This window comes from Octadecabacter dasysiphoniae (assembly GCF_021532615.1).
GTDB lineage: Bacteria > Pseudomonadota > Alphaproteobacteria > Rhodobacterales > Rhodobacteraceae > Octadecabacter > Octadecabacter dasysiphoniae.
Genome location: NZ_JAKGAQ010000003.1, coordinates 267,553 through 290,256 on the forward strand (window position 1 = coordinate 267,553; position 22,704 = coordinate 290,256).

At 55.9% G+C, this 22,704-nt stretch carries 25 protein-coding genes; 24 read left to right on the forward strand and 1 reads right to left on the reverse strand.

What is annotated here, in order from left to right; genetic code table 11:
- Window positions 1-101 precede the first annotated feature (101 nt).
- The 24 genes from L0664_RS13645 (at window position 102) to L0664_RS13760 (ending at window position 21,039) form a co-directional block, all read left to right on the forward strand.
- Window positions 102-353 carry a hypothetical protein gene (locus tag L0664_RS13645; RefSeq protein ID WP_235226437.1) on the forward strand — a complete coding sequence of 84 codons (252 nt, stop codon included), beginning with the start codon at window positions 102-104 and terminating at the stop codon, window positions 351-353.
- Between the two features lie 56 nt (window positions 354-409).
- On the forward strand, window positions 410-643 hold the full coding sequence (locus L0664_RS13650) for a hypothetical protein (protein ID WP_235226438.1): 234 nt from the start codon (window positions 410-412) through the stop codon (window positions 641-643).
- Window positions 636-1,790 carry an NADH-quinone oxidoreductase subunit E gene (locus L0664_RS13655; RefSeq protein WP_235226439.1) on the forward strand — a complete coding sequence of 385 codons (1,155 nt, stop codon included), beginning with the start codon at window positions 636-638 and terminating at the stop codon, window positions 1,788-1,790. Before L0664_RS13650 ends, L0664_RS13655 begins: the two co-directional genes overlap by 8 nt.
- Window positions 1,791-1,958: 168 nt before the next feature.
- Window positions 1,959-2,828 carry an NADH:quinone oxidoreductase gene (locus L0664_RS13660; RefSeq protein WP_235226440.1) on the forward strand — a complete coding sequence of 290 codons (870 nt, stop codon included), beginning with the start codon at window positions 1,959-1,961 and terminating at the stop codon, window positions 2,826-2,828.
- An 83-nt stretch (window positions 2,829-2,911) separates the two neighbouring features.
- The gene (locus L0664_RS13665; protein WP_235226441.1) at window positions 2,912-3,130 is read left to right on the forward strand and encodes a DUF5337 family protein; all 219 of its coding nucleotides are present in this window, start codon (window positions 2,912-2,914) and stop codon (window positions 3,128-3,130) included.
- A 41-nt stretch (window positions 3,131-3,171) separates the two neighbouring features.
- Window positions 3,172-4,455 carry an NADH-quinone oxidoreductase subunit NuoF gene (gene nuoF, locus L0664_RS13670; RefSeq protein ID WP_235226442.1) on the forward strand — a complete coding sequence of 428 codons (1,284 nt, stop codon included), beginning with the start codon at window positions 3,172-3,174 and terminating at the stop codon, window positions 4,453-4,455.
- Window positions 4,456-4,615: 160 nt separating this feature from the next.
- Window positions 4,616-4,846, forward strand: coding sequence for a hypothetical protein (locus L0664_RS13675; protein ID WP_235226443.1), 231 nt, complete (start codon window positions 4,616-4,618; stop codon window positions 4,844-4,846).
- Window positions 4,843-5,331 carry a hypothetical protein gene (locus L0664_RS13680; RefSeq protein WP_235226444.1) on the forward strand — a complete coding sequence of 163 codons (489 nt, stop codon included), beginning with the start codon at window positions 4,843-4,845 and terminating at the stop codon, window positions 5,329-5,331. Before L0664_RS13675 ends, L0664_RS13680 begins: the two co-directional genes overlap by 4 nt.
- Window positions 5,331-5,777 (forward strand): DUF3291 domain-containing protein, encoded by a 447-nt coding sequence (locus L0664_RS13685; RefSeq protein WP_235226445.1) that lies wholly within the window; start codon window positions 5,331-5,333, stop codon window positions 5,775-5,777. The genes L0664_RS13680 and L0664_RS13685 overlap by 1 nt, the downstream gene beginning before the upstream one ends.
- 178 nt (window positions 5,778-5,955) lie before the next feature.
- Window positions 5,956-6,354: a DUF5333 domain-containing protein gene (locus tag L0664_RS13690; RefSeq protein WP_235226446.1), complete on the forward strand. Its 399-nt coding sequence runs from the start codon at window positions 5,956-5,958 to the stop codon at window positions 6,352-6,354.
- 188 nt (window positions 6,355-6,542) lie between these two features.
- Window positions 6,543-8,561 carry an NADH-quinone oxidoreductase subunit NuoG gene (gene nuoG / locus L0664_RS13695; RefSeq protein ID WP_235226447.1) on the forward strand — a complete coding sequence of 673 codons (2,019 nt, stop codon included), beginning with the start codon at window positions 6,543-6,545 and terminating at the stop codon, window positions 8,559-8,561.
- A 4-nt stretch (window positions 8,562-8,565) separates the two neighbouring features.
- Window positions 8,566-8,943 carry a hypothetical protein gene (locus L0664_RS13700; protein WP_235226448.1) on the forward strand — a complete coding sequence of 126 codons (378 nt, stop codon included), beginning with the start codon at window positions 8,566-8,568 and terminating at the stop codon, window positions 8,941-8,943.
- A 10-nt stretch (window positions 8,944-8,953) separates the two neighbouring features.
- Window positions 8,954-9,994: an NADH-quinone oxidoreductase subunit NuoH gene (gene nuoH / locus L0664_RS13705; RefSeq protein ID WP_235226449.1), complete on the forward strand. Its 1,041-nt coding sequence runs from the start codon at window positions 8,954-8,956 to the stop codon at window positions 9,992-9,994.
- 28 nt (window positions 9,995-10,022) lie between these two features.
- Entirely contained in the window at window positions 10,023-10,802 is a 780-nt protein-coding gene (locus L0664_RS13710) for a methyltransferase domain-containing protein (RefSeq protein ID WP_235226450.1), read from the forward strand.
- On the forward strand, window positions 10,799-11,293 hold the full coding sequence (gene nuoI, locus L0664_RS13715; protein WP_235226451.1) for an NADH-quinone oxidoreductase subunit NuoI: 495 nt from the start codon (window positions 10,799-10,801) through the stop codon (window positions 11,291-11,293). The genes L0664_RS13710 and nuoI overlap by 4 nt, the downstream gene beginning before the upstream one ends.
- A complete protein-coding gene (locus L0664_RS13720) occupies window positions 11,290-11,697 on the forward strand; it encodes a carboxymuconolactone decarboxylase family protein (protein ID WP_235226452.1) in 408 nt (135 codons plus the stop codon). Before nuoI ends, L0664_RS13720 begins: the two co-directional genes overlap by 4 nt.
- Window positions 11,694-12,299 (forward strand): NADH-quinone oxidoreductase subunit J, encoded by a 606-nt coding sequence (locus L0664_RS13725; RefSeq protein ID WP_235226453.1) that lies wholly within the window; start codon window positions 11,694-11,696, stop codon window positions 12,297-12,299. The genes L0664_RS13720 and L0664_RS13725 overlap by 4 nt, the downstream gene beginning before the upstream one ends.
- A gap of 2 nt (window positions 12,300-12,301) precedes the next feature.
- A complete protein-coding gene (gene nuoK / locus L0664_RS13730) occupies window positions 12,302-12,607 on the forward strand; it encodes an NADH-quinone oxidoreductase subunit NuoK (RefSeq protein ID WP_009157946.1) in 306 nt (101 codons plus the stop codon).
- A gap of 122 nt (window positions 12,608-12,729) precedes the next feature.
- A complete protein-coding gene (nuoL, locus tag L0664_RS13735) occupies window positions 12,730-14,844 on the forward strand; it encodes an NADH-quinone oxidoreductase subunit L (protein ID WP_235226454.1) in 2,115 nt (704 codons plus the stop codon).
- Window positions 14,844-16,385: an NADH-quinone oxidoreductase subunit M gene (locus tag L0664_RS13740; protein ID WP_235226455.1), complete on the forward strand. Its 1,542-nt coding sequence runs from the start codon at window positions 14,844-14,846 to the stop codon at window positions 16,383-16,385. Before nuoL ends, L0664_RS13740 begins: the two co-directional genes overlap by 1 nt.
- A gap of 11 nt (window positions 16,386-16,396) precedes the next feature.
- Window positions 16,397-17,836, forward strand: coding sequence for an NADH-quinone oxidoreductase subunit NuoN (nuoN, locus tag L0664_RS13745; protein ID WP_235226456.1), 1,440 nt, complete (start codon window positions 16,397-16,399; stop codon window positions 17,834-17,836).
- Window positions 17,826-18,584 (forward strand): biotin--[acetyl-CoA-carboxylase] ligase, encoded by a 759-nt coding sequence (locus tag L0664_RS13750; RefSeq protein WP_235226457.1) that lies wholly within the window; start codon window positions 17,826-17,828, stop codon window positions 18,582-18,584. The genes nuoN and L0664_RS13750 overlap by 11 nt, the downstream gene beginning before the upstream one ends.
- 9 nt (window positions 18,585-18,593) lie before the next feature.
- Complete coding sequence (locus L0664_RS13755) at window positions 18,594-19,370, forward strand: type III pantothenate kinase (protein ID WP_235226458.1); 777 nt, start codon at window positions 18,594-18,596, stop codon at window positions 19,368-19,370.
- Window position 19,371: 1 nt separating this feature from the next.
- A complete protein-coding gene (locus L0664_RS13760) occupies window positions 19,372-21,039 on the forward strand; it encodes a ribonuclease J (RefSeq protein ID WP_235226459.1) in 1,668 nt (555 codons plus the stop codon).
- A 64-nt stretch (window positions 21,040-21,103) separates the two neighbouring features.
- Here the strand turns inward: L0664_RS13760 and L0664_RS13765 are convergent, their stop codons facing one another.
- The gene (locus L0664_RS13765) at window positions 21,104-22,651 is read right to left on the reverse strand and encodes a DEAD/DEAH box helicase (protein ID WP_235226460.1); all 1,548 of its coding nucleotides are present in this window, start codon (window positions 22,649-22,651) and stop codon (window positions 21,104-21,106) included.
- Window positions 22,652-22,704 lie beyond the last annotated feature (53 nt).

Here is a 22,704-nt window from a genome sequence, read left to right on the forward strand (position 1 = left end):
TTCTTCCGTTCTTTATCATGTCTGGCTTTGGCACACACGCGTTGCCGATGGCGATGTTTGTGACAATGTCGTCGTCAGCCCTGTTCGTGGGGGTTTAGGGTATGCGTTTTGTGTTCCCGATCCTGCTGCTGGCAACGCCTGCCTTGGCGCAAGACGATCCCGTTGCGGCCATGACAACCGCCATCGAAGACGCGGGTTGCATTGTGACCGCAGAAAACGGGGATGCCGTTCTGGCCGCGTCCGGTCTGAACGAAGAACAGACAATTGAAGTCATCGCAGAACTTTACACAACGGGCCTCGTGGCGTTGCAAGAAGACGGCACCATGAAGCTGACGAACGAGACTTGCCCATGAAGGCTGCGGCGCTCTTTGTGACGCTTGCGCTATTGGCGAGCTGTGAGGCAATTCCAGTGGAAACCTTGCCAGATGGCGTGAGCGCGGGCGACGTTGCCCTGTTCCAATCTGCCGTCACCGCGCAGGGCTGTTCCATTGCAAACGACGCGCAAGCCGCCGCCGTGGAAGCCGCGACAGGTTTCGACAGCGACAAACTGCGCGCCATCACACAATACCTAACGCTTGCCGGACAAAGCGAACCCGTTTCGACCGGCTTTAGACTGACTTCAGGACAATGTGCCAATGCTTAGACGCCTCCACCTCGACCAACCTGCCGATTTTGCCTTCACGCCGGACAACCTCGCGTGGGCGCAAGCACAGATCACCAAATACCCCGAGGGCCGTGAGGCATCGGCGATCATTCCACTGCTGTGGCGCGCGCAAGAACAGGAAGGCTGGTTGACACGCCCCGCTATCGAAGGCGTCGCGCAGATGCTTGGCCTTGCGTATATGCGCGCCCTCGAAGTGGCGTCATTCTATTTCATGTTCCAGCTGCAACCTGTTGGGTCCGTCGCGCACATTCAGGTGTGCGGCACGACGTCCTGCATGATTTGCGGCGCGGAAGACCTGGTCGCTGTGTGCAAAGAAAAGATCGCCGCGAACGCGCACGAAGTATCAGCTGATGGTAAGTTTTCTTGGGAAGAGGTCGAATGCCTTGGATCGTGTTCAAACGCGCCCATGGCCCAGATCGGCAAGGATTATTACGAAGATTTGACGGCTGCTAAAATGGGGGAGTTGATTGACGCCCTTGGTCGTGGCGAAGTGCCTTTGCCCGGTCCACAAAATGGACGTTACGCTGCTGAACCGCTTAAGGGGCTGACCTCGCTTACGGAAATGGACAGCGGCAAGCACCAGTTCAACGCCTCTGTGCAATTGGCCCACGACATTGGCGACACCGTCAAACGCATTGATGGCACCGAAGTTCCGTTGTTGGCACCGTGGGGGCAGGGCGCGCCGACGTCCGGTATTAAGCCAGCGTCACCAGTGCCATCCGCGAAAAAAGCCGCACCTGCGAAAAAGGCATCCGGGGCAAAACCGTCGGCGAAAAAGCCTGCAGACAAGACCGGTGTGACCAAACAAGCGGCAAAGGCGACGTCTGCGGCAAAACCTGCCGGTAAATCAAATCCCGCAATGACGCCCGCCACGGCTGCCGCTGAGGCAAAGCCGCGCACAATGAAAGCCCCGCGCAAATCCGGCGCGGACGATCTGAAACGGATCAGCGGCGTAGGGCCCAAGCTGGAAATCACGTTGAACGAAATGGGTTTCTGGCACTTTGATCAGATCGCCAAATGGGGCGCGGGCGAAATTGCTTGGGTCGACAGCCGCCTGAAGTTCAAAGGCCGGATCGAACGTGATGATTGGATCAGCCAAGCCGCAGCTTTGGCGTCTGAAAGCTAAAGCCCCCCGAAATACGTGTTCAAACGGCATCTTAAGCCGCTCAAATGCCACATTTGGGCGGTTTTTCGCATTCTTCCCCCTTATCAAGTGTGACGTGCGCGTCTAAGGTCTGCGCAAAGACGGCGTAGGGGCGTTAGACCTCGCGCAAACACCAAGAGGGATAAAGTCATGAAAGATACTGCACCTAAGGAGCTAGGCATCATCGCTGTCGCCGCATTGTTCGGCCTGATCGCGTTGTTGGTGGCCTATCTTGTTTTGAATTTTGCAGGTTTCGCGTCCTGTTTGATCGGCGCGATTGTCGCGATCATCACCGCCATCGTGTTGTGGTTGGGATGGCGTGAACCAGCGGAAGGCCCAACAGGCCCCCGCGATCTGACGGCAAATGCGAATGCGGACAAGGCAGCCGGATATAACACCACAGCCCCCGCCGCGACGCCGACAACATCTGCAACAGCCGCCGCACCCGCTGCTGCATTTGCAGCGACGGCCACGGCAACACCGGCTGATGCAGCACCTGCGCCTGCCGCAAAGCCCGCCGCTAAGGCTGCAAAACCTGCGGCCAAGGCTGCAAAGCCAGCAGCGAAAGCAGAAAAGCCCGCCGCAAAGGCCGCAAAACCGGCAGCCAAGGCCAGCAAGCCCGCTGCGAAGGCCGCAAAACCGGCGGCCAAAGCAGCTAAACCCGCCGCGAAAGCCTCTGCCGCGAAAGCAGCCAAGCCTGCCGCAGCAAAAGCGGCCCGCGCACCTGTTGCAGCTGACGGCAAACCCGAAACGCTGAACAAAGCCCGCGCTGGTGGTGCAGACGACCTCAAGCAGTTGAAGGGCGTTGGGCCAGGCCTTGAAAAAACACTGAACGAGCTGGGGTTCTATCACTTCGATCAGGTTGCGTCCTGGCGCAAGAAAGAAGTGGAATGGGTCGACAGCCGCCTCAAGTTCAAGGGCCGCATTGAACGCGACGAATGGATCAAGCAGGCCAAAGTTCTGGCCAAAGGCGGAACCACCGAGTTCTCGAAAAAAGTCAAAAAAGGCGGCGTTTACTAGAGCCCCCTAAATAATTGCAAAAGGCCCGCCGACATGTTCGCGCGGGCCTTTTCTTTTGGCCGCCCAAAAGGCACAAACACATCATGACCAAACCCACCGACGAAGATATTGCCAAACAGGGCCGCACTGCCGCGATCGTAATTGCGCTGGCCGGATTGCTTAGCATTTTTGCGCCCCAGCTGACCCGCCTGACCGGGGCGAGCCCACGGGTCGAGATGTTGTTCTACCTCATCTCGTTGGCTGCGTTCATTTGGTCACTGGTGGTAACGTGGAAGCTGTGGCAAAAGACGCGTGATAAATGATACCTTGGCCCAGCTGCCAAGACGACTGAGGGAACAAAGCGATGCTCGCAGATAAAGACCGCATTTTCACGAACCTATACGGGATGCACGACCGCACGCTGAAAGGCGCGCAAGCACGGGGCCACTGGGATGGCACGGCGGGCATCATCAAAAAGGGCCGCGAATGGATCATCGAGAACATGAAGGCATCCGGCCTGCGTGGGCGCGGTGGTGCGGGTTTCCCGACGGGTTTGAAATGGTCGTTCATGCCCAAAGAATCCGATGGTCGCCCAAGCTATCTTGTTGTGAACGCAGATGAATCCGAACCGGGTACATGCAAAGACCGCGAAATTATGCGCCACGATCCGCACACGCTGATCGAAGGGTGTTTGATCGCGTCCTTCGCGATGAATGCGAACGCCTGCTACATCTATATCCGCGGCGAATACATCCGCGAAAAAGAGGCGCTGCAAGCGGCTATCGACGAAGCCTATGCCGCTGGAATGGTCGGTAAGAACGCTTGCAAATCTGGTTGGGATTTTGAAATTTATCTGCACCACGGGGCAGGGGCCTATATTTGCGGCGAAGAAACCGCATTGCTGGAATCGCTTGAAGGCAAAAAGGGCATGCCGCGCATGAAGCCGCCGTTCCCTGCTGGCGCAGGTCTGTATGGTTGCCCAACAACCGTGAACAACGTCGAATCCATCGCTGTTGTCCCGACCATTCTGCGCCGTGGCCCTGATTGGTTCGCGGGCATGGGCCGCCCCAACAACGCAGGCACCAAGCTGTTCGCGATTTCGGGCCATGTGAACAACCCATGTGTGGTTGAGGAATCCATGTCGATCCCGTTCGAAGAACTGATCGAAAAGCACTGCGGTGGTATTCGCGGCGGGTGGGACAACCTCAAGGCTGTGATCCCCGGTGGGTCGTCCGTGCCAATGGTGCGCGGAGAAAACATGCGCGACGCGATCATGGATTTCGATGCGCTTAAGGAAAAGGGATCAAGCCTCGGTACCGCCGCCGTCATCGTGATGGATCAATCCACTGATGTGATCAAAGCGATCTGGCGTTTGTCTAAATTCTACAAGCACGAATCTTGTGGCCAGTGTACCCCCTGCCGCGAAGGCACCGGTTGGATGATGCGCGTCATGGATCGTCTGGTGAAAGGCGATGCAGACCCTGCGGAAATCGACATGCTGCTGGACGTGACCAAACAGGTTGAGGGCCACACAATCTGCGCGCTTGGCGATGCTGCGGCGTGGCCGATCCAAGGCCTGATCAAGAACTTCCGAGGTGAGATCGAAGACCGCATTGCCCATAAACGCGGGCCCGTTGCGGCGGAGTGAGGATCGCTTTGCTGATTTGGGGTCTTGGCTTTACCGCAGGGTGCACAAATCAACCCTGCTATCCGTGCGTTGGTTCGATGTGTGAACTGAGCCGGATTTTTGGAACATGTGCTACATTGGAATCGTCCGATCAGGTTCCTGTCATCAAAGCGACTATCGTATGAAAGCCGTCCTAGATAGCATCGCCAGCGTTCTTGCCGCATTGGCAACCGTCGCGGTGTGTGGCCTGCCGACATGGTTCACTTATCAAGCAATCCAGGCGAACGTCGCACCGGCGTGGGCGTGGGTGTCAGTTGCAGCGCTCGCCGGAATTGGCATAATCCTGACAATCGCATTCTTGCGCAAAGCCGCCCTTGGCATTGCGCCCACCCGTGAAAGACGCCGCAGATGAAATTCGCCGCCCTCATCGCCCTTACAACACTGGCCGCTTGCGCTAATCCGCAAGCCCCTGAAAACCCGAATTCTGTGCCCAGTATCCAACGTACTATGTTGGAGATGCGCCGTTCTGGCCCGCATATTTCTGTGACAGGCGGTGTATTCGAAGGTGCGGCCGCGGGCCAGCGCACCGCATTCGTCGCCACCCCGGATGACCGCCTAATTTGCACGTTTCAATCGGCCCCCGATCCCAACCGCACGGGGCTGACGGCGACAGTGACAGGGTATCGTTTGAACGTGCCTGGTATTTACACGGGGCTGTCTTTCGCGCTCCTTCCGAATGTATCCGTGATTGACGTTGAAACGACCGAGGCCTTTGCCGTGCAAATGGGGGCGGGCGCTGGCGCTACGTCCAGCAGCATCGGAATTGGCGATCCGCGTCTTGAACAGCTCACGCGGTTTTTTGCGGCCAACCCGACACCGTGCTGGGCGTTCGGCTGATGCATCTTGCTGAACTCAACATTGGCCGATTGCTCGCGCCGACGGATGATCCCCGCGTTGCGGATTTCATGAACAACCTTGATCGCATCAATGGGCTGGGCAAACGGATGCCGGGGTTTGTGTGGATGTCCGAAGGGTCCGGCGAACCGGGCACAGGCAACACGGAAAATATGATCGGGGACGATCCGCAGTTGGTGTTTAACCTTACAGTTTGGGAAGATCTGCCCAGCCTAGAGGCGTTCGTTTACAAAACCCTGCATTCTAAATTTATGGATCGCAAAGCCGAATGGTTCGAGGTTCTGGGCGAGCAGCATTTCGTCATGTGGTGGATTGAGAACGGCCACCGCCCGACCCGCGACGAGGCTTTGGCCCGTCTTGATGACTTGCGCCAGAATGGCCCGTCCGAACAGGCCTTCGGATGGGACTGGATTCGCGCGAAATCCTGATCTTAGGTTTTGCACACGATGTGCCGGACGTAGGAAAAACCCAATGAAACTGCCTAAACCCGCTGAAAAACTGGATAACAAGGCGCTGCTATTGAATAGCAGGACCCGAGCGGCGACATCTTACTCAACCTTGCACAATGCAGTTCGTATTGGGCAGTTCGTATTGGAGAGACCCCGAATGACGAGTCTGAAACACACCCTGTCCGCCGCGATCCTTGGCGCCTTTTTTGCGGTGCCCGCCGTTGCAAATCCGGCCAATGTCACCTTTGTCACCGAAGGCATCATCAATGCCGGAATGGCCGTTGAACTTGACGATAACTGCAATGAAGTTTCGGTGCGCATGATCCGTGGTCTTAACTTCTTGCAAGGGTTGAAATCGCACCTGCGCAATCTTGGCTATTCAAACGCCGACATCGATGCGTTCATCGATAATGATGCAGAAAAAGACCGCCTAGAAGCCATTGCACGTCAACGGCTTAGTGATCTTGGTGTCGTGGTTGGCGATGCATCAACCTATTGCGCAGTGGCGCGCGGTCAAATCGCCCAAGATACACAGATCGGCCAATTGCTGCGCTGATAATACCCAACTTAAAATGTCGGAAAATGGGCATTCTGTTGATCAAACAGGGTGCCCATTTTCCATGTGTGATCTGGCCTTTCGCACTGGCAAACCGCGCCCTGTCGCGTTAGAAGTCCGCCAAGCAATGGCCCACCTCGCCGCGGGCTGTTTGACGGATAAGCCAAACGGGAACAGGGAACACGCCCATGTCCGATCTGCGCAAGATCATTATTGACGACCAAGAGGTCGAAGTTTCGGGCGCGATGACGCTCATTCAGGCCTGCGAAGAAGTAGGGATTGAAATCCCCCGTTTTTGTTATCACGAACGCCTTTCCATCGCGGGTAACTGCCGCATGTGTTTGGTTGAGGTCGTGGGCGGCCCGCCCAAACCTGCCGCGTCTTGTGCGATGCAGGTCAAGGATTTGCGCCCTGGTCCGGAAGGCCAACCGCCTGTTGTTAAAACGAATTCTCCGATGGTCAAAAAGGCCCGCGAAGGCGTGATGGAGTTTTTGCTGATCAACCACCCGCTTGATTGTCCGATTTGCGACCAGGGTGGTGAGTGTGATTTGCAGGATCAAGCCATGGCCTATGGCGTTGATTTTTCCCGCTACCGCGAACCTAAACGTGCATCCGATGATCTGGATTTGGGGCCGTTGGTCGAAACCCACATGACGCGCTGTATTTCGTGCACCCGCTGTGTCCGTTTCACAACCGAAGTCGCGGGTATTTCCCAGATGGGCCAAACTGGCCGCGGCGAAGATTCGGAAATCACCAGTTACTTGGGTGAAACGCTGGATTCCAACATGCAGGGTAACATCATTGATTTGTGCCCTGTTGGCGCTTTGGTTTCAAAACCTTACGCCTTCACCGCCCGCCCTTGGGAGCTGACAAAGACAGAATCCATCGACGTAATGGACGGCCTTGGGTCCAACATCCGCGTGGACACGAAGGGCCGTGAAGTGATGCGGTTCCTGCCGCGCAACCATGACGGCGTGAACGAAGAATGGATTTCCGACAAAACCCGTTTCGTGTGGGACGGCCTGCGCCGCCAACGTCTGGACACACCCTACATCCGTGAAAACGGCAAGCTGCGCAAAGCGGGCTGGGACGAAGCGTTGAAGGCTGCCGCCGCTGCCATGACTGGCAAAAAGGTTGTTGGTTTGGTTGGTGATCTTGGATCGACCGAGGCTGCTTATTCCCTGAAGACGTTGGTCGAAGGGCAGGGCGGCGTTGTTGAGTGCCGCGTTGATAATGCGAAACTGCCAGCGGACAATCGTTCCGGTTACGTCGGCACGGCGACCATCGAAGACCTCGATGATGCGAAATACGTGATGTTCATCGGCACTAATCCGGTGGTCGAAGCCCCCGTTCTTAACGCCCGCGTGCGGCGTGCGTGGTCTAACGGATGCAATGTCGATCTGATCGGTGAAGCCGTTGATCTGACCTACGACTATAACCACAAAGGGGCGGATCGTGCTGCTTTGCAGGCGATCATCGACACCAAGCCAACCAAAGACATCGTCGAAAATCCGTCCGTGATTGTTCTTGGTCAGGGTGCGTTGATCGAAGCAGACGGCGCTGCTGTCCTCGCGGCAGCGATGCAGATTTGCGATGCGTCCCAGTCCAAACTGTTGATCCTGCACACGGCCGCTGGCCGCGTTGGTGCAATGGACGTTGGTGCTGTGAACGACGCGGGCATGAAGGCAGTTGAGGGCGCAGAGGTTGTTTACAACCTTGGAGCGGACGAGATTGAAATCGCCGATGGTCCGTTCGTGATTTACCAAGGTTCCCACGGGGATCGCGGGGCGCACCGCGCGGATATTATCCTTCCGGGTGCTGCCTATACCGAGGAAAATGCGCTGTTTGTGAACACCGAAGGGCGTCCGCAACTGGCAATGCGTGCCAGCTTTGCACCGGGCGAGGCCAAGGAAAACTGGGCTATTTTGCGCGCACTCTCTGCTGAAATGGGTGCGCAACAGCCTTGGGACAGCCTTGCAGGATTGCGCACAGCAATGATTGGCGCTGTGCCACACCTTGCGCAAGTTGACGCCGTTGCTGAGAATGAATGGCAGCCGGTCAAGCCCGGAAAATTGGGTAAGGCGACGTTCAGAACCGCCGTAAAGGACTTTTATCTGACCAACCCGATTGCACGTGCATCCCAATTGATGGGCGAACTATCGGGCAACGCCAAAAAGCGCGCTGAGGCGCCGATTGCGGCGGAATAGACTGATGCGCGCCGCTCTCCTCCCAATCATGGCGCTCGCCGCGTGCGACGCGACGCCCGACGCACCAAGTGGTGCTGTTCGTTATGACGGGATCGAAACGCGCTTGCTGGACGGTGATTTGGTAAATTTCAAGGTGCGTATGACCAATGCGGCGACAAACGATGACGTGGCCGATTACGCAAAATGTGCTGCGGCCCAATACGCGCTGATCCGGGGCTTTGGATTTGCGCGAAATGTACGCACGCTTGTGGACGAAGAGGGTGGCATTTGGACGGGGGATGCTGTTTACACCATTTCGTCCGCCTTGCCACGCGGATCAAGAACGATAGACGCGGAAGTGACGGTTGCCGAATGTGCGCGCCGTGACATTCCGACGGTCTGAGGGAAGACGAATGATTGAATTTTTCACCACCACGAACCTCGGGATTATCCTGACGATCCTTGGTCAATGTCTGTTGATCCTGATCCCGCTTTTGGTCGCCTTGGCGTTCCTGATGTATGCGGACCGCAAGGTCTGGGCCGCCGTGCAGATGCGCAAAGGGCCAAACGTGGTTGGCGCGTTTGGTTTGCTGCAATCCTTTGCGGATTTCATCAAATACATCGTGAAAGAGGTCGTTGTGCCTGCGGGCGCTGACAAGGCCGTGTTCTTCCTCGCGCCGATGATCACCTTTGTTCTCGCAGTGGTCGCTTGGTCCGTTATTCCGTTCAACGACGGTTGGGTGTTGTCTGATATCAACGTCGCGATCCTGTTCGTTTTTGCGGTGTCCTCGCTTGAGGTTTACGGCGTGATCATGGGTGGTTGGGCGTCCAACTCCAAATATCCATTCCTCGGGTCGCTCCGCTCTGCCGCGCAGATGATTTCTTACGAAGTCTCGCTTGGTTTGATCATCATTGGTGTAATTATCTCCACCGGTTCGATGAATTTTGGTGCCATCGTAAATGCACAAGACGGCGATTACGGGATGCTGAATTGGTATCTGATCCCGCACTTCCCCATGGTGTTCTTGTTCTTTATCAGCGCCTTGGCAGAAACGAACCGCCCACCGTTCGACCTTCCGGAAGCTGAGTCCGAACTGGTTGCAGGCTACCAAGTTGAATATTCATCCACGCCGTTCCTGTTGTTCATGATCGGTGAATTGATGGCCGTCGTGTTGATGTGCGCATTGGTGTCGCTGCTGTTTCTTGGCGGCTGGCTGTCCCCGATCCCGGGCCTGCCAAACGGCATCGGCTGGTTGATCGCAAAGATGGGTTTTGTGTTCTTTATCTTCGCAATGGTGAAGGCCATCACACCGCGCTACCGCTACGACCAACTGATGCGTCTTGGCTGGAAAGTCTTCCTACCGATGTCGTTGTTCTGGGTTGTTCTGGTCGCGTTTCTAGCGAAATTCGAAGTGGCTGGCGGCTTTTGGGCCCGCTGGGCTGTAGGGGGCTAAGCCAGTGGGCATTGACTGCGCAACCTTCATGCAGCTGGCCGATCTTGCGGGCCGTGAAACGGTCACTGGTCGTGGGCTGATGCTTGGGCGCCAGAAATTCCGCTATGGCCTAGGAAGCACCAAACGAAAGCGCACTCGCCACGAACGGCACTACCGTGCCGCTTTGGAAAAGGCGGGCCTTTCGGTCCAATTGGAAGAACTGGTGCAGGCTGATGGCTACGCCGAACAGATGTTTGCCAAAATGGGTTTTGGACGGGTCGAAACGATCGACTATTCTGATTACGAGTTTGATGCGAACGAGGGCGGTATTCTGCACGACTTGAATAAGCCGGTCCCGAAAGAGCTGCACAACCAATTCGATTTCATCTTTGATGGCGGCACACTTGAGCACGTGTTCAATGTACCGGTCGCGCTTGAGAACGTTTTTAAGATGCTCCGCAAGGGCGGCATTTTTGTGGGTGTAAACCCACTAAACGGCTGGCCTGGCCATGGTATCTACCAGTTCAGTCCAGAGTTGGTTTATTCCTTCTGGGTCCGTAAATGTGGAAGTCTGGTTGAAAAATGCGTCGGTGTGAGCGAAACACCGAAAAAGTACTATAAAGTGATGCCAGATCCGAACGATCTGACCAGTCGTTCCAAGATCGGAAACAAGTTTTTGCTGTTCTGGCGGGTCATTCCGCGCGGCAAGTTGTATCTGTATTCCGAGGTTCGAAAAACCAGCGACGGTATGTCGGAAGAGACTGTTCATCAGACCAGCTACATTCGCCGCTGGGGCGACGACGACATTAAGGCGGAGGCGACGACATGAGCGACTTTGACTACACACGTGCTGCGAAATATTTTTTATTGGCGGATTTTGCCAAAGGGTTCAAACTTGGGCTCAAGTACTTCTTTGCGCCCAAAGCTACGCTGAACTACCCGCATGAAAAGGGGCCTTTGTCCCCGCGTTTTCGTGGTGAACATGCGCTGCGCCGTTACCCGAATGGTGAAGAGCGCTGCATTGCCTGTAAGTTGTGCGAGGCTGTTTGCCCCGCCCAGGCGATTACTATCGATGCCGAACCGCGTGATGACGGGTCGCGCCGCACCACGCGCTATGACATCGATATGACCAAATGCATCTACTGTGGCTTCTGCCAAGAGGCCTGCCCGGTGGATGCGATCGTCGAAGGCCCGAATTTTGAATTCTCCACGGAAACCCGTGAAGAACTGTATTACGACAAAGAAAAGCTCCTCGATAATGGCGACCGTTGGGAGGCCGAAATCGCGCGCAACCTTGAATTGGATGCACCGTACCGATGAGCGATCAAAACCCCTTTGATGCATGGATGAAGGCCAGTCAGGACTGGGCGAAGGGGGTATCCCCTGAGTTCGCTGATGTCATGGCCGAGTCCATGAAAGGGGTGGCTGATCTTATGCCGACCATGCCCGCCGACGTGATGGAAGCGTTTATGGGCAAGGGTGCGAACCCGGACGCATTGGATGCCAAAACCAAACTGCTGTTGACGCTACACGGCCTGACCATTCAGGGCGCGCTGGCGGAACCGCAGATCGAACTGACCGTGCGCCACGCCGTCGAAGCTGGCGCCACGGGTCAAGAAATAAACGAGACGATTGCGCTGGCTGGCCTGTTTGGCGGCGCACCGGCCATGACAAAGGCGCTCGAGATTGCGCAAAACGTCATCAAGAAGGACACGACAACATGACACCAGTGGTGATTGCATTTTACGCATTCGCGGTGACGACGATTGCAGGCGGTCTGATGACGGTCATTTCGCGCAACCCCGTGCATTCGGTCCTTTGGCTGATCCTCGCGTTTCTGTCTTCGGCAGGTTTGTTCGTGCTGCTCGGGGCGGAATTCGTCGCGATGCTGCTGATTATCGTCTACGTTGGTGCGGTTGCGGTGCTGTTCTTGTTCGTCGTTATGATGCTGGACGTAGATTTCGCAGAGCTTAAGGCCGAAATGGCGCGCTATATGCCGCTGGCGCTGTTGATCGGCGTTGTTTTGTTGATGCAGTTGGCGATTGCCTTTGGCGTCTGGGGCTTTTCGGAAGGTGCAGATTTGCGCATCGCGCAGCCTTTCACAGACGCGGAAAATACCAAGCAGCTCGGCCTTGTTCTTTATGATGACTACTTCTTGTTGTTCCAGTTGGCAGGCCTGATCCTGCTGGTCGCCATGATCGGCGCAATTGTTCTGACACTGCGTCACCGCACGGACGTCAAGCGACAGAACATCGTGGGCCAGATGATGCGCGATCCTGCAAAGCAGATGGAACTCAAAGACGTGAAACCAGGGCAGGGGCTGTAATCATGATCGGACTTGAACATTATTTGACCGTCGCAGCGACGCTGTTTGTTATCGGCATCTTCGGGCTTTTCCTGAACCGCAAGAACGTGATCATTTTGTTGATGAGCATTGAATTGATGCTTCTCGCAGTGAACATCAACCTTGTGGCGTTTTCTTCATTCCTTGGTGACCTCGTCGGGCAGGTGTTTACTCTGTTCGTGCTGACGGTTGCCGCCGCTGAGGCCGCGATTGGCCTTGCGATCCTTGTTTGCTTCTTCCGCAACCGCGGCACGATTGATGTCGAAGACGTCAACGTCATGAAAGGCTGATCGTTATGTCTATCGCCCTTCAATATATCTGGTTGCTGCCCGTCGCGATTGGCGTCTGGGGTGTCTATTACTTCGCGATGAAAGACCTCGCGCCCAATACTAAGACCAAGGACTGATCCATCATGGAAACCATCATCCTCTTTGCCCCGTTGGTCGGCGCCCTTTTGGGCGGCTTTGGCTGGAAAATAATGGGCGAGACCGCAGCGCAGTGGCTGACGACGTCGCTGTTGTTCCTTGCGGCGATCCTGTCTTGGGTAATTATGCTCACGTTCGATGCGGCCGCGCACGACAACGGTTACTACACGATCGAACTGATGCGCTGGATCCAGTCCGGCACACTTGATACGTCCTGGGGTATTCGGATCGACCGTTTGACGGTGATTATGTTGGTGGTGATCAATACTGTATCTGCCTTGGTGCACCTGTATTCCTTCGGTTACATGGCACACGACGAACAGTTTCCTGACACGCCTTACAAGGCACGTTTCTTTGCCTATCTAAGCTTTTTTACCTTTGCGATGTTGATGCTGGTGACAGCCGACAACCTTGTGCAAATGTTCTTTGGCTGGGAAGGCGTGGGCGTCGCGTCCTACCTTTTGATCGGGTTCTACTACAAAAAGCCCTCTGCAAATGCCGCCGCGATCAAGGCGTTCGTCGTCAACCGTGTGGGTGATTTCGGCTTTGCGTTGGGTATCTTTGCGATCTTCTACGTCACGGGGTCCATCAACTTTGATGTCATCTTTGCTGAGGCTCCGGCGATTGCCGAAACCACGCTGACGTTCTTGTGGCGTGATTGGAACGCTGCCGAAGTCATAGCATTCCTGTTGTTTGTGGGTGCCATGGGTAAATCCGCGCAGCTGATCCTGCACACCTGGCTGCCCGACGCGATGGAAGGCCCGACACCTGTGTCCGCGCTGATCCACGCCGCGACCATGGTGACGGCGGGTGTCTTCCTTGTTTGTCGCATGTCGCCGATCATGGAATTTGCGCCAAGCGCGACAGGCTTTGTTGTCTTCCTTGGCGCGACCACAGCGTTCTTTGCCGCCACTGTTGGCCTTGTTCAAAATGACATCAAACGCGTCATCGCCTATTCGACCTGTTCCCAGCTGGGTTACATGTTCGTGGCTGCCGGCCTTGGTGTTTATTCCGTCGCGATGTTCCACCTTCTGACGCACGCGTTCTTTAAGGCGATGTTGTTCCTTGGGGCAGGTTCTGTGATCCACGGGATGCACCATGAACAAGATATGCGTAACTACGGCGGTCTGCGCCACAAACTTCCATGGACGTTCCGCGCCATGATGATCGGCACGTTGGCGATCACTGGCTTTGGTGTGCCGCTGCTTTACATAGGGTTCCCGGTTGGTTTCGCGGGCTTCGTATCCAAGGATGCGATCATTGAAAGCGCTTATGCCGCTGGCGGTGGCTATGCGTTCTGGATGCTGGTCGTCGCTGCGCTGTTTACGTCCTTCTACAGCTGGCGCCTGATTTTCCTGACATTCTACGGCACTCCACGCGGTGACAAACATACGCACGAACATGCGCATGAGAGCCCGAAGGTCATGTTGGCCCCTCTCGCGATCCTGGCGGTTGGTGCGATTTTTGCGGGCATGGTGTTTTACAAACCGTTCTTCGGGAATGCGAAGTACGTCGGCCAATATTTTGGTGTGGCTTATGCTGAACAAGGTGCGCATGGCGATGATCACGCATCTGATGATGATGCCCACGGCGATGACCACGCTGACGAAGGCCATAAAGAAACGCACTACGCCTTTGACGGCGAACCGGGGCAGGGCGCGATTTATGTAGCGCATGACAACACAACACTGGACGACGCGCACAGCGTTCCGGTTTGGGTGAAACTGTCGCCGTTCTTTGCAATGCTTCTGGGCTTTATCACAGCGTGGGTGTTCTACATCCGCAGACCTGAACTGCCCAAGAAATTGGCAGAGCAGCAGGCCCCGCTTTACAACTTCTTGCTGAACAAATGGTACTTTGATGAGCTGTACAACGTGATCTTCATCAAGCCCGCCATGTGGCTTGGTACCTTCCTGTGGAAGCGCGGTGATGGCAATGTCATCGATGGCGGAATCAATGGAATTGCTATGGGTATCATCCCGACGCTGACCCGCCTCGCTGGGCGTGCGCAGTCCGGCTACGTCTTTACCTATGCATTTGCCATGGTGATCGGGATCGTGGTGATCCTGACCTACTTCACGATCTTCGGAGGGTACGAATAATGGATAACCTCCTGAGTATCACAACCTTTATCCCCGCGATTGCCGCGGCGATTTTGGCACTGTTTTTACGCGGTGACGATGGCGCAGCGAACCGCAACGCCAAATGGGTTGCTGTCGCTGCTACGGTCATGACGTTCGTTGTGTCGCTGTTCATTCTTGTGGGATTTGATGCCCAAGACACGGGTTTCCAGTTTGTTGAAGACCGCGAATGGATCATGGGTTTTAACTACAAGATGGGCGTGGACGGGATTTCGATCCTGTTCGTCATGCTGACCACGTTCCTGATGCCGCTTGTCATCGCGTCCTGCTGGGACGTCAAAGTGCGCGTGAAGGAATACATGATTGCGTTCCTGCTGCTTGAAACTCTGATGCTCGGCGTGTTCATGGCGCTCGATCTGGTGTTGTTCTACCTCTTCTTTGAGGCCGGCCTGATCCCGATGTTCCTGATCATCGGCATCTGGGGCGGCAAGGAACGGATTTATGCGTCGTTCAAATTCTTCCTCTATACCTTCCTTGGCTCTGTGCTGATGCTGGTGGCAATGGTTGGCATGTTCGTTGCTGCGGGCACCACTGACATCCCGACGCTGATGAACTTCACGTTCGAAACCGAAAGCTTCAGCATCCTTGGCGTCCAGATCATCGGCGGCATGCAAACCCTGTTGTGGCTGGCGTTCTTCGCCTCTTTCGCGGTGAAGATGCCAATGTGGCCTGTTCACACATGGTTGCCCGATGCCCACGTTCAGGCCCCCACTGCGGGTTCAGTCGTACTGGCGGCGATCCTGTTGAAAATGGGTGGCTACGGCTTCTTGCGCTTTTCACTGCCGATGTTCCCTGTCGGGTCTGACATCATGGCACCGTTGGTGCTGTGGATGTCCGCGATTGCGATTGTTTACACGTCGCTCGTCGCGTTGGTCCAAGAAGACATGAAGAAACTGATCGCCTATTCATCGGTCGCGCACATGGGTTTTGTGACAATGGGTATCTTTACGTTTAACCAGCAAGGCCTCGATGGCGCGATTTTCCAGATGCTGTCCCACGGGTTCATTTCTGGTGCGTTGTTCCTGTGTGTTGGCGTGATTTATGACCGGATGCACACCCGCGAAATCGACGCCTACGGTGGCCTTGTGAACCGTATGCCGGCCTACGCGCTGATCTTTATGTTCTTCACGATGGCAAACGTTGGCCTCCCGGGCACGTCCGGTTTCGTTGGTGAATTCCTGACGTTGATGGCCGTGTTCCAAGTCAACACTTGGGTTGCTGCTGTGGCGACAACTGGCGTAATTTTCTCGGCCGCTTATGCGCTGTGGCTCTATCGCCGCGTTGTCATGGGTGACCTGATCAAGGAAAGCCTGAAATCCATCACCGACATGACGACGCGCGAACGTGCGATCTTTGCACCGCTTGTTGTCATGACCATTTTGCTGGGCGTCTATCCGTCGCTCGTCACCGATATTATCGGGCCATCGGTCGCCGCGTTGGTTGGCCAGGTTGAAACTGCACAGGCGGCTTTTGAAGCCGCGACGCAAATGGCTCAGAATTAAGGAACGCTTTGATGTTGTCCCAAGATCTCAACACCATCCTGCCGGAAATCGTGCTGTCGCTGTATGCGATGGGTGCTTTGTTGGCGGCGGTTTATACGGTGAAAGATAAGGCAGCGCCGCTGCTGGTTTGGATCACCGCAGCCCTCTTTGTCGTGGTGGCCTTCTGGATTGGCACGACGGGTGAGGGCGCTACGATGGCCTTCAACGGGATGTTCGTGGATGATGCGTTTTCACGCTTTGCCAAAGTCGCGATCCTGCTGTCCGCCGCCGCCGTATTGGTGATGAGCCAGGACTATATGCTGAAACGCGACCTTCTGCGTTTCGAATATCCACTGCTTATCGCTTTGGCCGTTGTCGGCATGATGATGATGGTATCCGCAGGCGATCTGATGTCGCTTTATATGGGCCTAGAGCTACAATCCTTGGCGCTGTATGTCGTTGCATCCCTGCGCCGCGACTCTGTGAAATCCACTGAGGCTGGCCTGAAGTACTTTGTGCTGGGCGCGCTTTCGTCTGGCTTGTTGCTTTATGGTGCATCCCTGACTTATGGCTTTGCAGGCACCACGTCCTTTGCGGGCATCATCGAAGCCACACAAACAGATGTGTCACTTGGCCTGTTGTTCGGCCTTGTGTTTCTGTCCGCGGGTTTCGCATTCAAAGTATCCGCCGCGCCGTTCCACATGTGGACGCCAGACGTTTACGAAGGCTCACCCACACCTGTCACGGCCTTCTTTGCTACGGCCCCAAAGGTGGCCGCAATGGCGCTGTTCGCGCGGGTTGTGCATGACGCGTTTGGCAATTCCGTAGGGGATTGGCAGCAGATCGTGGCGTTCTTGTCCGTCGTGTCCATGTTCCTCGGTGCGATTGCGGCGATTGGCCAGACGGATATCAAACGCCTGATGGCCTATTCGTCCATCGCGCACATGGGCTTTGCCTTGATGGGCTTGGCCGCTGGTACGGCGTTCGGCGTTCAGGCGATGCTGGTCTATCTCGCGATCTATGTTGCCATGAATATCGGTACATTTGCGTTCATCCTGTCCATGGAAAAAGACGGCATGCCGGTGACGAACATTGCGTCGCTTAACATGTATTCCAAACGTGAACCGCTGAAGGCGCTGGCGATGTTGGTGCTGTTGTTCTCCCTTGCGGGCGTTCCACCCATGCTTGGCTTTTTCGGTAAGTTCTACGTTCTTCAAGCCGCCTACGAAGCGGGCCTTGCTTGGCTTGCAGTGGCGGGTGTTGTCGCGTCGGTGATTGGTGCGTTTTACTATCTGCGCCTCGTGTTTTTCATGTACTTTGGCGCTGAGCATGATGATCACCTTGATACGGGCGGGTCCCCAATCTTGTGGGGCTTCCTCGTCGCGTCTGCGGCGGTCATGGTCATCGGGGTGGTGAACCTGTTTGGCATCGAACCCCTCGCCGAAGCTGCGTCGATTGCCCTTGTCAATTAACGCCCCGGAGTGGCCTGCTGGCGTGGGCCATTTCCCGTCTGTCGAAGTCACGTCAACTTTGGATGTAGCGCGTCAGGAGGCGGGGCAATTCCCTAACCCGACGTGGTTCACGGCCACCCGTCAAAGTGCATCGCGTGGTCGTCGCGGCCGTGTATGGGTCGCGCCAGAAGGCAACTTTTACGGCACGCTTTCAATGCCTTGCGCTGATCCCGAATCCGCGTCTTTGCGCAGTTTCGTAGCCGCCCTCGCGCTTCATGATGCATTGGGTGCGGTCATGGGCGATGGGCCGATGCTGGCGCTGAAATGGCCGAACGATGTCTTGGTGAATAATGGCAAGGTCGCGGGTATCCTTCTTGAAAGTCTTAACCATGGTGGCCAGATGTGGGGGGTCGCCGTTGGTATCGGCGTTAACCTGATCGCGGCCCCTGCCATGGATCAGGTTGAAGACAGCGCAGTTTATCCTGTGTCAGTAAAGGGTGAAAGCGGGGCCGATGTGTCGCCAGATACGTTCCTGAAAAACCTCGCGCCGGCCTTTGCGATGTATGACGCGCAGCTTGTGACCTATGGCTTTGCCCCGATCCGCGCGGCTTGGCTGGCACGCGCGGCAAAACTGGGTGAGACAATTACCGCACGTCTTCCAACTGAGTCCATCACAGGACGCTTTGATACTATAGACGAAAACGGGTATCTGGTGCTTAACACCGCCAAGGGGCCGCGCAGTATCGCCGCCGCCGACGTGTTTTTCTAAGGACTGAATATGCTTCTGTGCATCGATTGTGGAAATACCAATACCGTCTTCGCCCTGTGGGACGGGGATGATTTCGTATGCACATTTCGCACCAGCACCGAATGGCAGCGCACCGCAGACCAATATTTCGTGTGGTACACAACGCTGTTGAACCACCACAAAATTGACGCCCACGTGGACGAGGTGATCATTTCATCCACCGTGCCGCGTGTCGTGTTTAACCTGCGCGTCATGGCAGACCGCTATTTCGGGACGCGTCCCTATGTGGTGACCAAAGCAGGATGTCTGTTACCCGTCGATCCGCGCGTGGACGAAGGCACGCAGGTCGGTCCTGACCGTTTGGTTAACACCGCGGGCGCGTTTGATCGCCATGGCGGCGATCTGATCGTCGTCGATTTTGGCACCGCGACCACGTTCGATGTGGTTGCCGAAGACGGAGCATATGTGGGCGGTGTCATCGCCCCCGGCGTGAACCTGAGCCTTGAGGCCCTGCACCAAGCAGCCGCCGCATTGCCCCACGTTGACATTACGAAACCGCAGGCCGTGATCGGTACGAACACCGTGGCCTGCATGCAATCGGGCGTTTTTTGGGGCTATATCGGCCTTATCAATGGCCTGTGTGAACGGATAAAGGGCGAGTACGACCGCCCCATGAAAGTCGTAGGAACCGGAGGGTTGGCACCATTGTTTTCAAGTGGTTACGCCCTTTTTGACTGCATAGAAGATGACCTGACGATGCACGGATTGACCGTGATCCACAGGTTCAACAAGGACCAAAATAACTAAAATGAGTAAATCAAGATTGATGTATCTCCCCCTCGGTGGCGCGGGCGAGATCGGTATGAATTGCTATGTCTACGGATATGGCCCAGAGGATGCAGAGCGCCTGATCGTTGTCGATCTCGGCGTGGCATTCCCCGACATGGACACAACCCCCGGCGTGGATTTGATCATGCCGGATATCGCGTGGCTCGAGGCCCGCAAAAACCAGATCGAAGCGATCTTTATCACCCACGCGCACGAAGACCACGTTGGCGCGGTTGGGCATTTGTACGAACGCCTTGGCGCGCCTATTTATTGTCGTGCGTTCACGGCCAACATCGCGCGTCGCAAGATGTCCGAACACGGCTATTCCGAGAATTCGGTCAAGGTCGTCGGCCCTTGGCCCGAGACTGTCAAAAAGGGACCGTTCGAGGTTGGCTTCGTTCCGATTTCCCATTCGATCCCCGAAAGCAGCGGTCTTGTGATCGACACCAAGGGTGGGCGCATCGTCCACACGGGCGATTTCAAGATCGACGTGGACCCAGGTGTGGGCGAACCGTTCGATCACGACCTTTGGGCGTCATTGGGCAAGGACGGCGTGAAAGCACTGGTTTGCGATTCCACGAACGTCTTTTCCAAAGAAGAGGGCCGCAGCGAATCCACTGTTGGACCTGAAATCGAAAAGTTTCTGAAGGACGCCAAAGGCATGGTTGCGGCGACGACATTTGCGTCCAACGTCAGCCGTGTGCGCACCATTGCGCTGGCCGCTGAACGGGCAGGGCGATCGGTGTGTTTGCTGGGTCGGTCTATGAAACGCATGACAGAAGCCGCCAAAGAAGTCGGTATTCTGACAGATTTCCCCAACATCATTCAGCCCGAAGACGTGGGTAATTTGCCGCGTGAAAACGTGTTGCTGTTGGTGACAGGATCGCAGGGCGAACGCCGCGCCGCATCCGCCCAACTGGCCAATGGCAAATACATGGGCATCACGATGAAAGAGGGCGACACGTTCCTGTTTTCTTCCAAAACGATCCCCGGTAACGAAAAGGGTGTCATCCATATCATGAACCAATTCAGTGAGTTGGGTGTCGATGTGGTTGATGATAATGGCGGGCTGTACCACGTGTCTGGCCACGCCAACCGCCCCGATCTGGACACCATGCGCGATCTGGTTAAGCCACAAACGCTGATCCCGATGCACGGCGAACATCGCCACCTGCGCGAACACGTCAAAATTGCTGAGGCTGCTGGCACCCAAGGGGTCTTGGCGGTGAACGGCATGTTGATCGATCTGTCCGGCAACCAGCCGCGGGTTGCGGAGTTCATTGAAACCGGCCGGACGTATCTGGATGGCAGCGTGAAAGTCGGCCAGTTTGACGGCATCGTGCGCGACCGTATCCGGTTGGCGTTGAACGGTCATGTGATTGTCACGCTGATCATTGATGAAGACGGCGATCCGTTGGGTGATCCATGGTGCGAGGTCATGGGCCTGCCGGAAACCGGACGCAACAACGCGCCACTGGTGGATGTTCTCGAAGAAGATCTGAGCCAGTTTATGGGCCGTGCCAACAACAAGACCATTGCCGACGACACCAAGCTGGAAAAAGAGCTGCGTCAAATTGCACGCAAAACGTCGCAAGGCGAGATCGGCAAGAAGCCCGAGGTTACGGTTGTGATTTCCCGTCTGGGTTAATCGGATGCCATAACGAAAAAAGGGCGCTCGAATGAGCGCCCTTTTTTGTTTCTATTGCAGTGCGTTAGCTTTCGTAACGCTCTTCGAAGCTCTTGGAAATGAACGTCGGGGCGTCGTCTCCCATACCAATGATCTTCGCGCCACGATCCTGCTGATTGTCACGCCCGCCACGGTTACGTCCGCCACGTTGTGACCGCTCCCGTTGGGGTTTGTTCTCGACCTTAGGCTCATCTGTTTTTGGGGCTTCGGTTTTGGGTGCCTCGGTTTTGGGCGCATCCGTTACAGGCGTATCTGTTGTCGGTTCGGTCACGTCATCCTGCTTGGGCGCGTCCGGCTTTTTGCGCCCCCGACCTCCGCGCGAACGCGTGCGCTTTGGCTTGTCCTCAGACGTTGTGTCCGCAGTTGGTGCCTCTGCCTTGGGGGCTTCTTTCGCATCGATAGGGTCCGCTTTCGGGGCGTCGTCTGCCCGCACACCATGCACATCCATGCGCGGTATTTTCATTTCGACAAGACGTTCAATGTCGTCAAAATTCTTTTCATCACGCGGCGTGCAGATCATGATCGTCGTGCCCTTTTTGCCTGCACGACCCGTGCGACCGATCCGGTGCACGTAGTCTTCGGCATGGCTTGGCACATCGTAGTTGAACACGTGGCTGACGTTCGGAATATCAAGGCCACGGGCCGCGACATCAGACGCCACAAGAAAGCGCAACGTGCCGTCGCGGAACCCGTCAAGCGTGCGCATGCGGTGGCTTTGATCCAGGTCACCATGAATGGGAGAGGCATCAAGCCCGGCCTTCGTCATGGATTTCGCAACCGCATCTACGTCGATCTTGCGATTGCAAAAGATGATCCCGTTGCGGCATTCGTCGCCTTCAGAGGCGATCAAATCACGCAGCAATTTCTGCTTTTCGGCGGCATTTTTCGCGCCACCTTTGAACATGACCACGCCCTGCTTGATGTTCTCGGACGTCGTCGCGGCACGTGCCACTTCGATTTTTGCAGGGTTGGACAGGAAGGTGTTGGTAATCCGCTCGATCTCTGGCGCCATGGTGGCAGAGAAGAACAATGTTTGGCGGGTAAACGGCGTGAGGCCGAAAATGCGTTCGATATCAGGGATGAATCCCATATCGAGCATACGGTCAGCCTCGTCGACGACCATGATTTTCACGTCTGACAAGATCAACTTGCCGCGTTCAAAATGGTCGAGCAGGCGGCCCGGTGTCGCGATCAATACATCAACGCCGCGGTCGATCAGCTTGTCTTGTTCTTTGAACGACACGCCACCAATTAACAAAGCCTTCGTTAGCTTGGTGTATTTTGCATAAGCGTCAAAGTTTTCCGCAACTTGTGCGGCCAGTTCGCGCGTCGGCGCGAGTACCAAAGATCGCGGCATGCGCGCACGGGCGCGCCCACGTTTAAGCGCTGTTATCATCGGCAGCGTGAAGCTGGCGGTCTTACCGGTGCCCGTTTGGGCGATCCCAAGAACGTCACGACCTTCCAAAGCTGGGGGAATCGCCCCGGCCTGAATAGGGGTCGGCGTCTCATAGCCGGTTTCTTCGACGGCCTTGAGGACCTTCTTGTCGAGGTTTAAGTCACTGAATTTTATCAAGTTATTCCTTTCGCGGAGTTTGCAGCCTAGAGGCCGCAATCGTCACGCGGCCA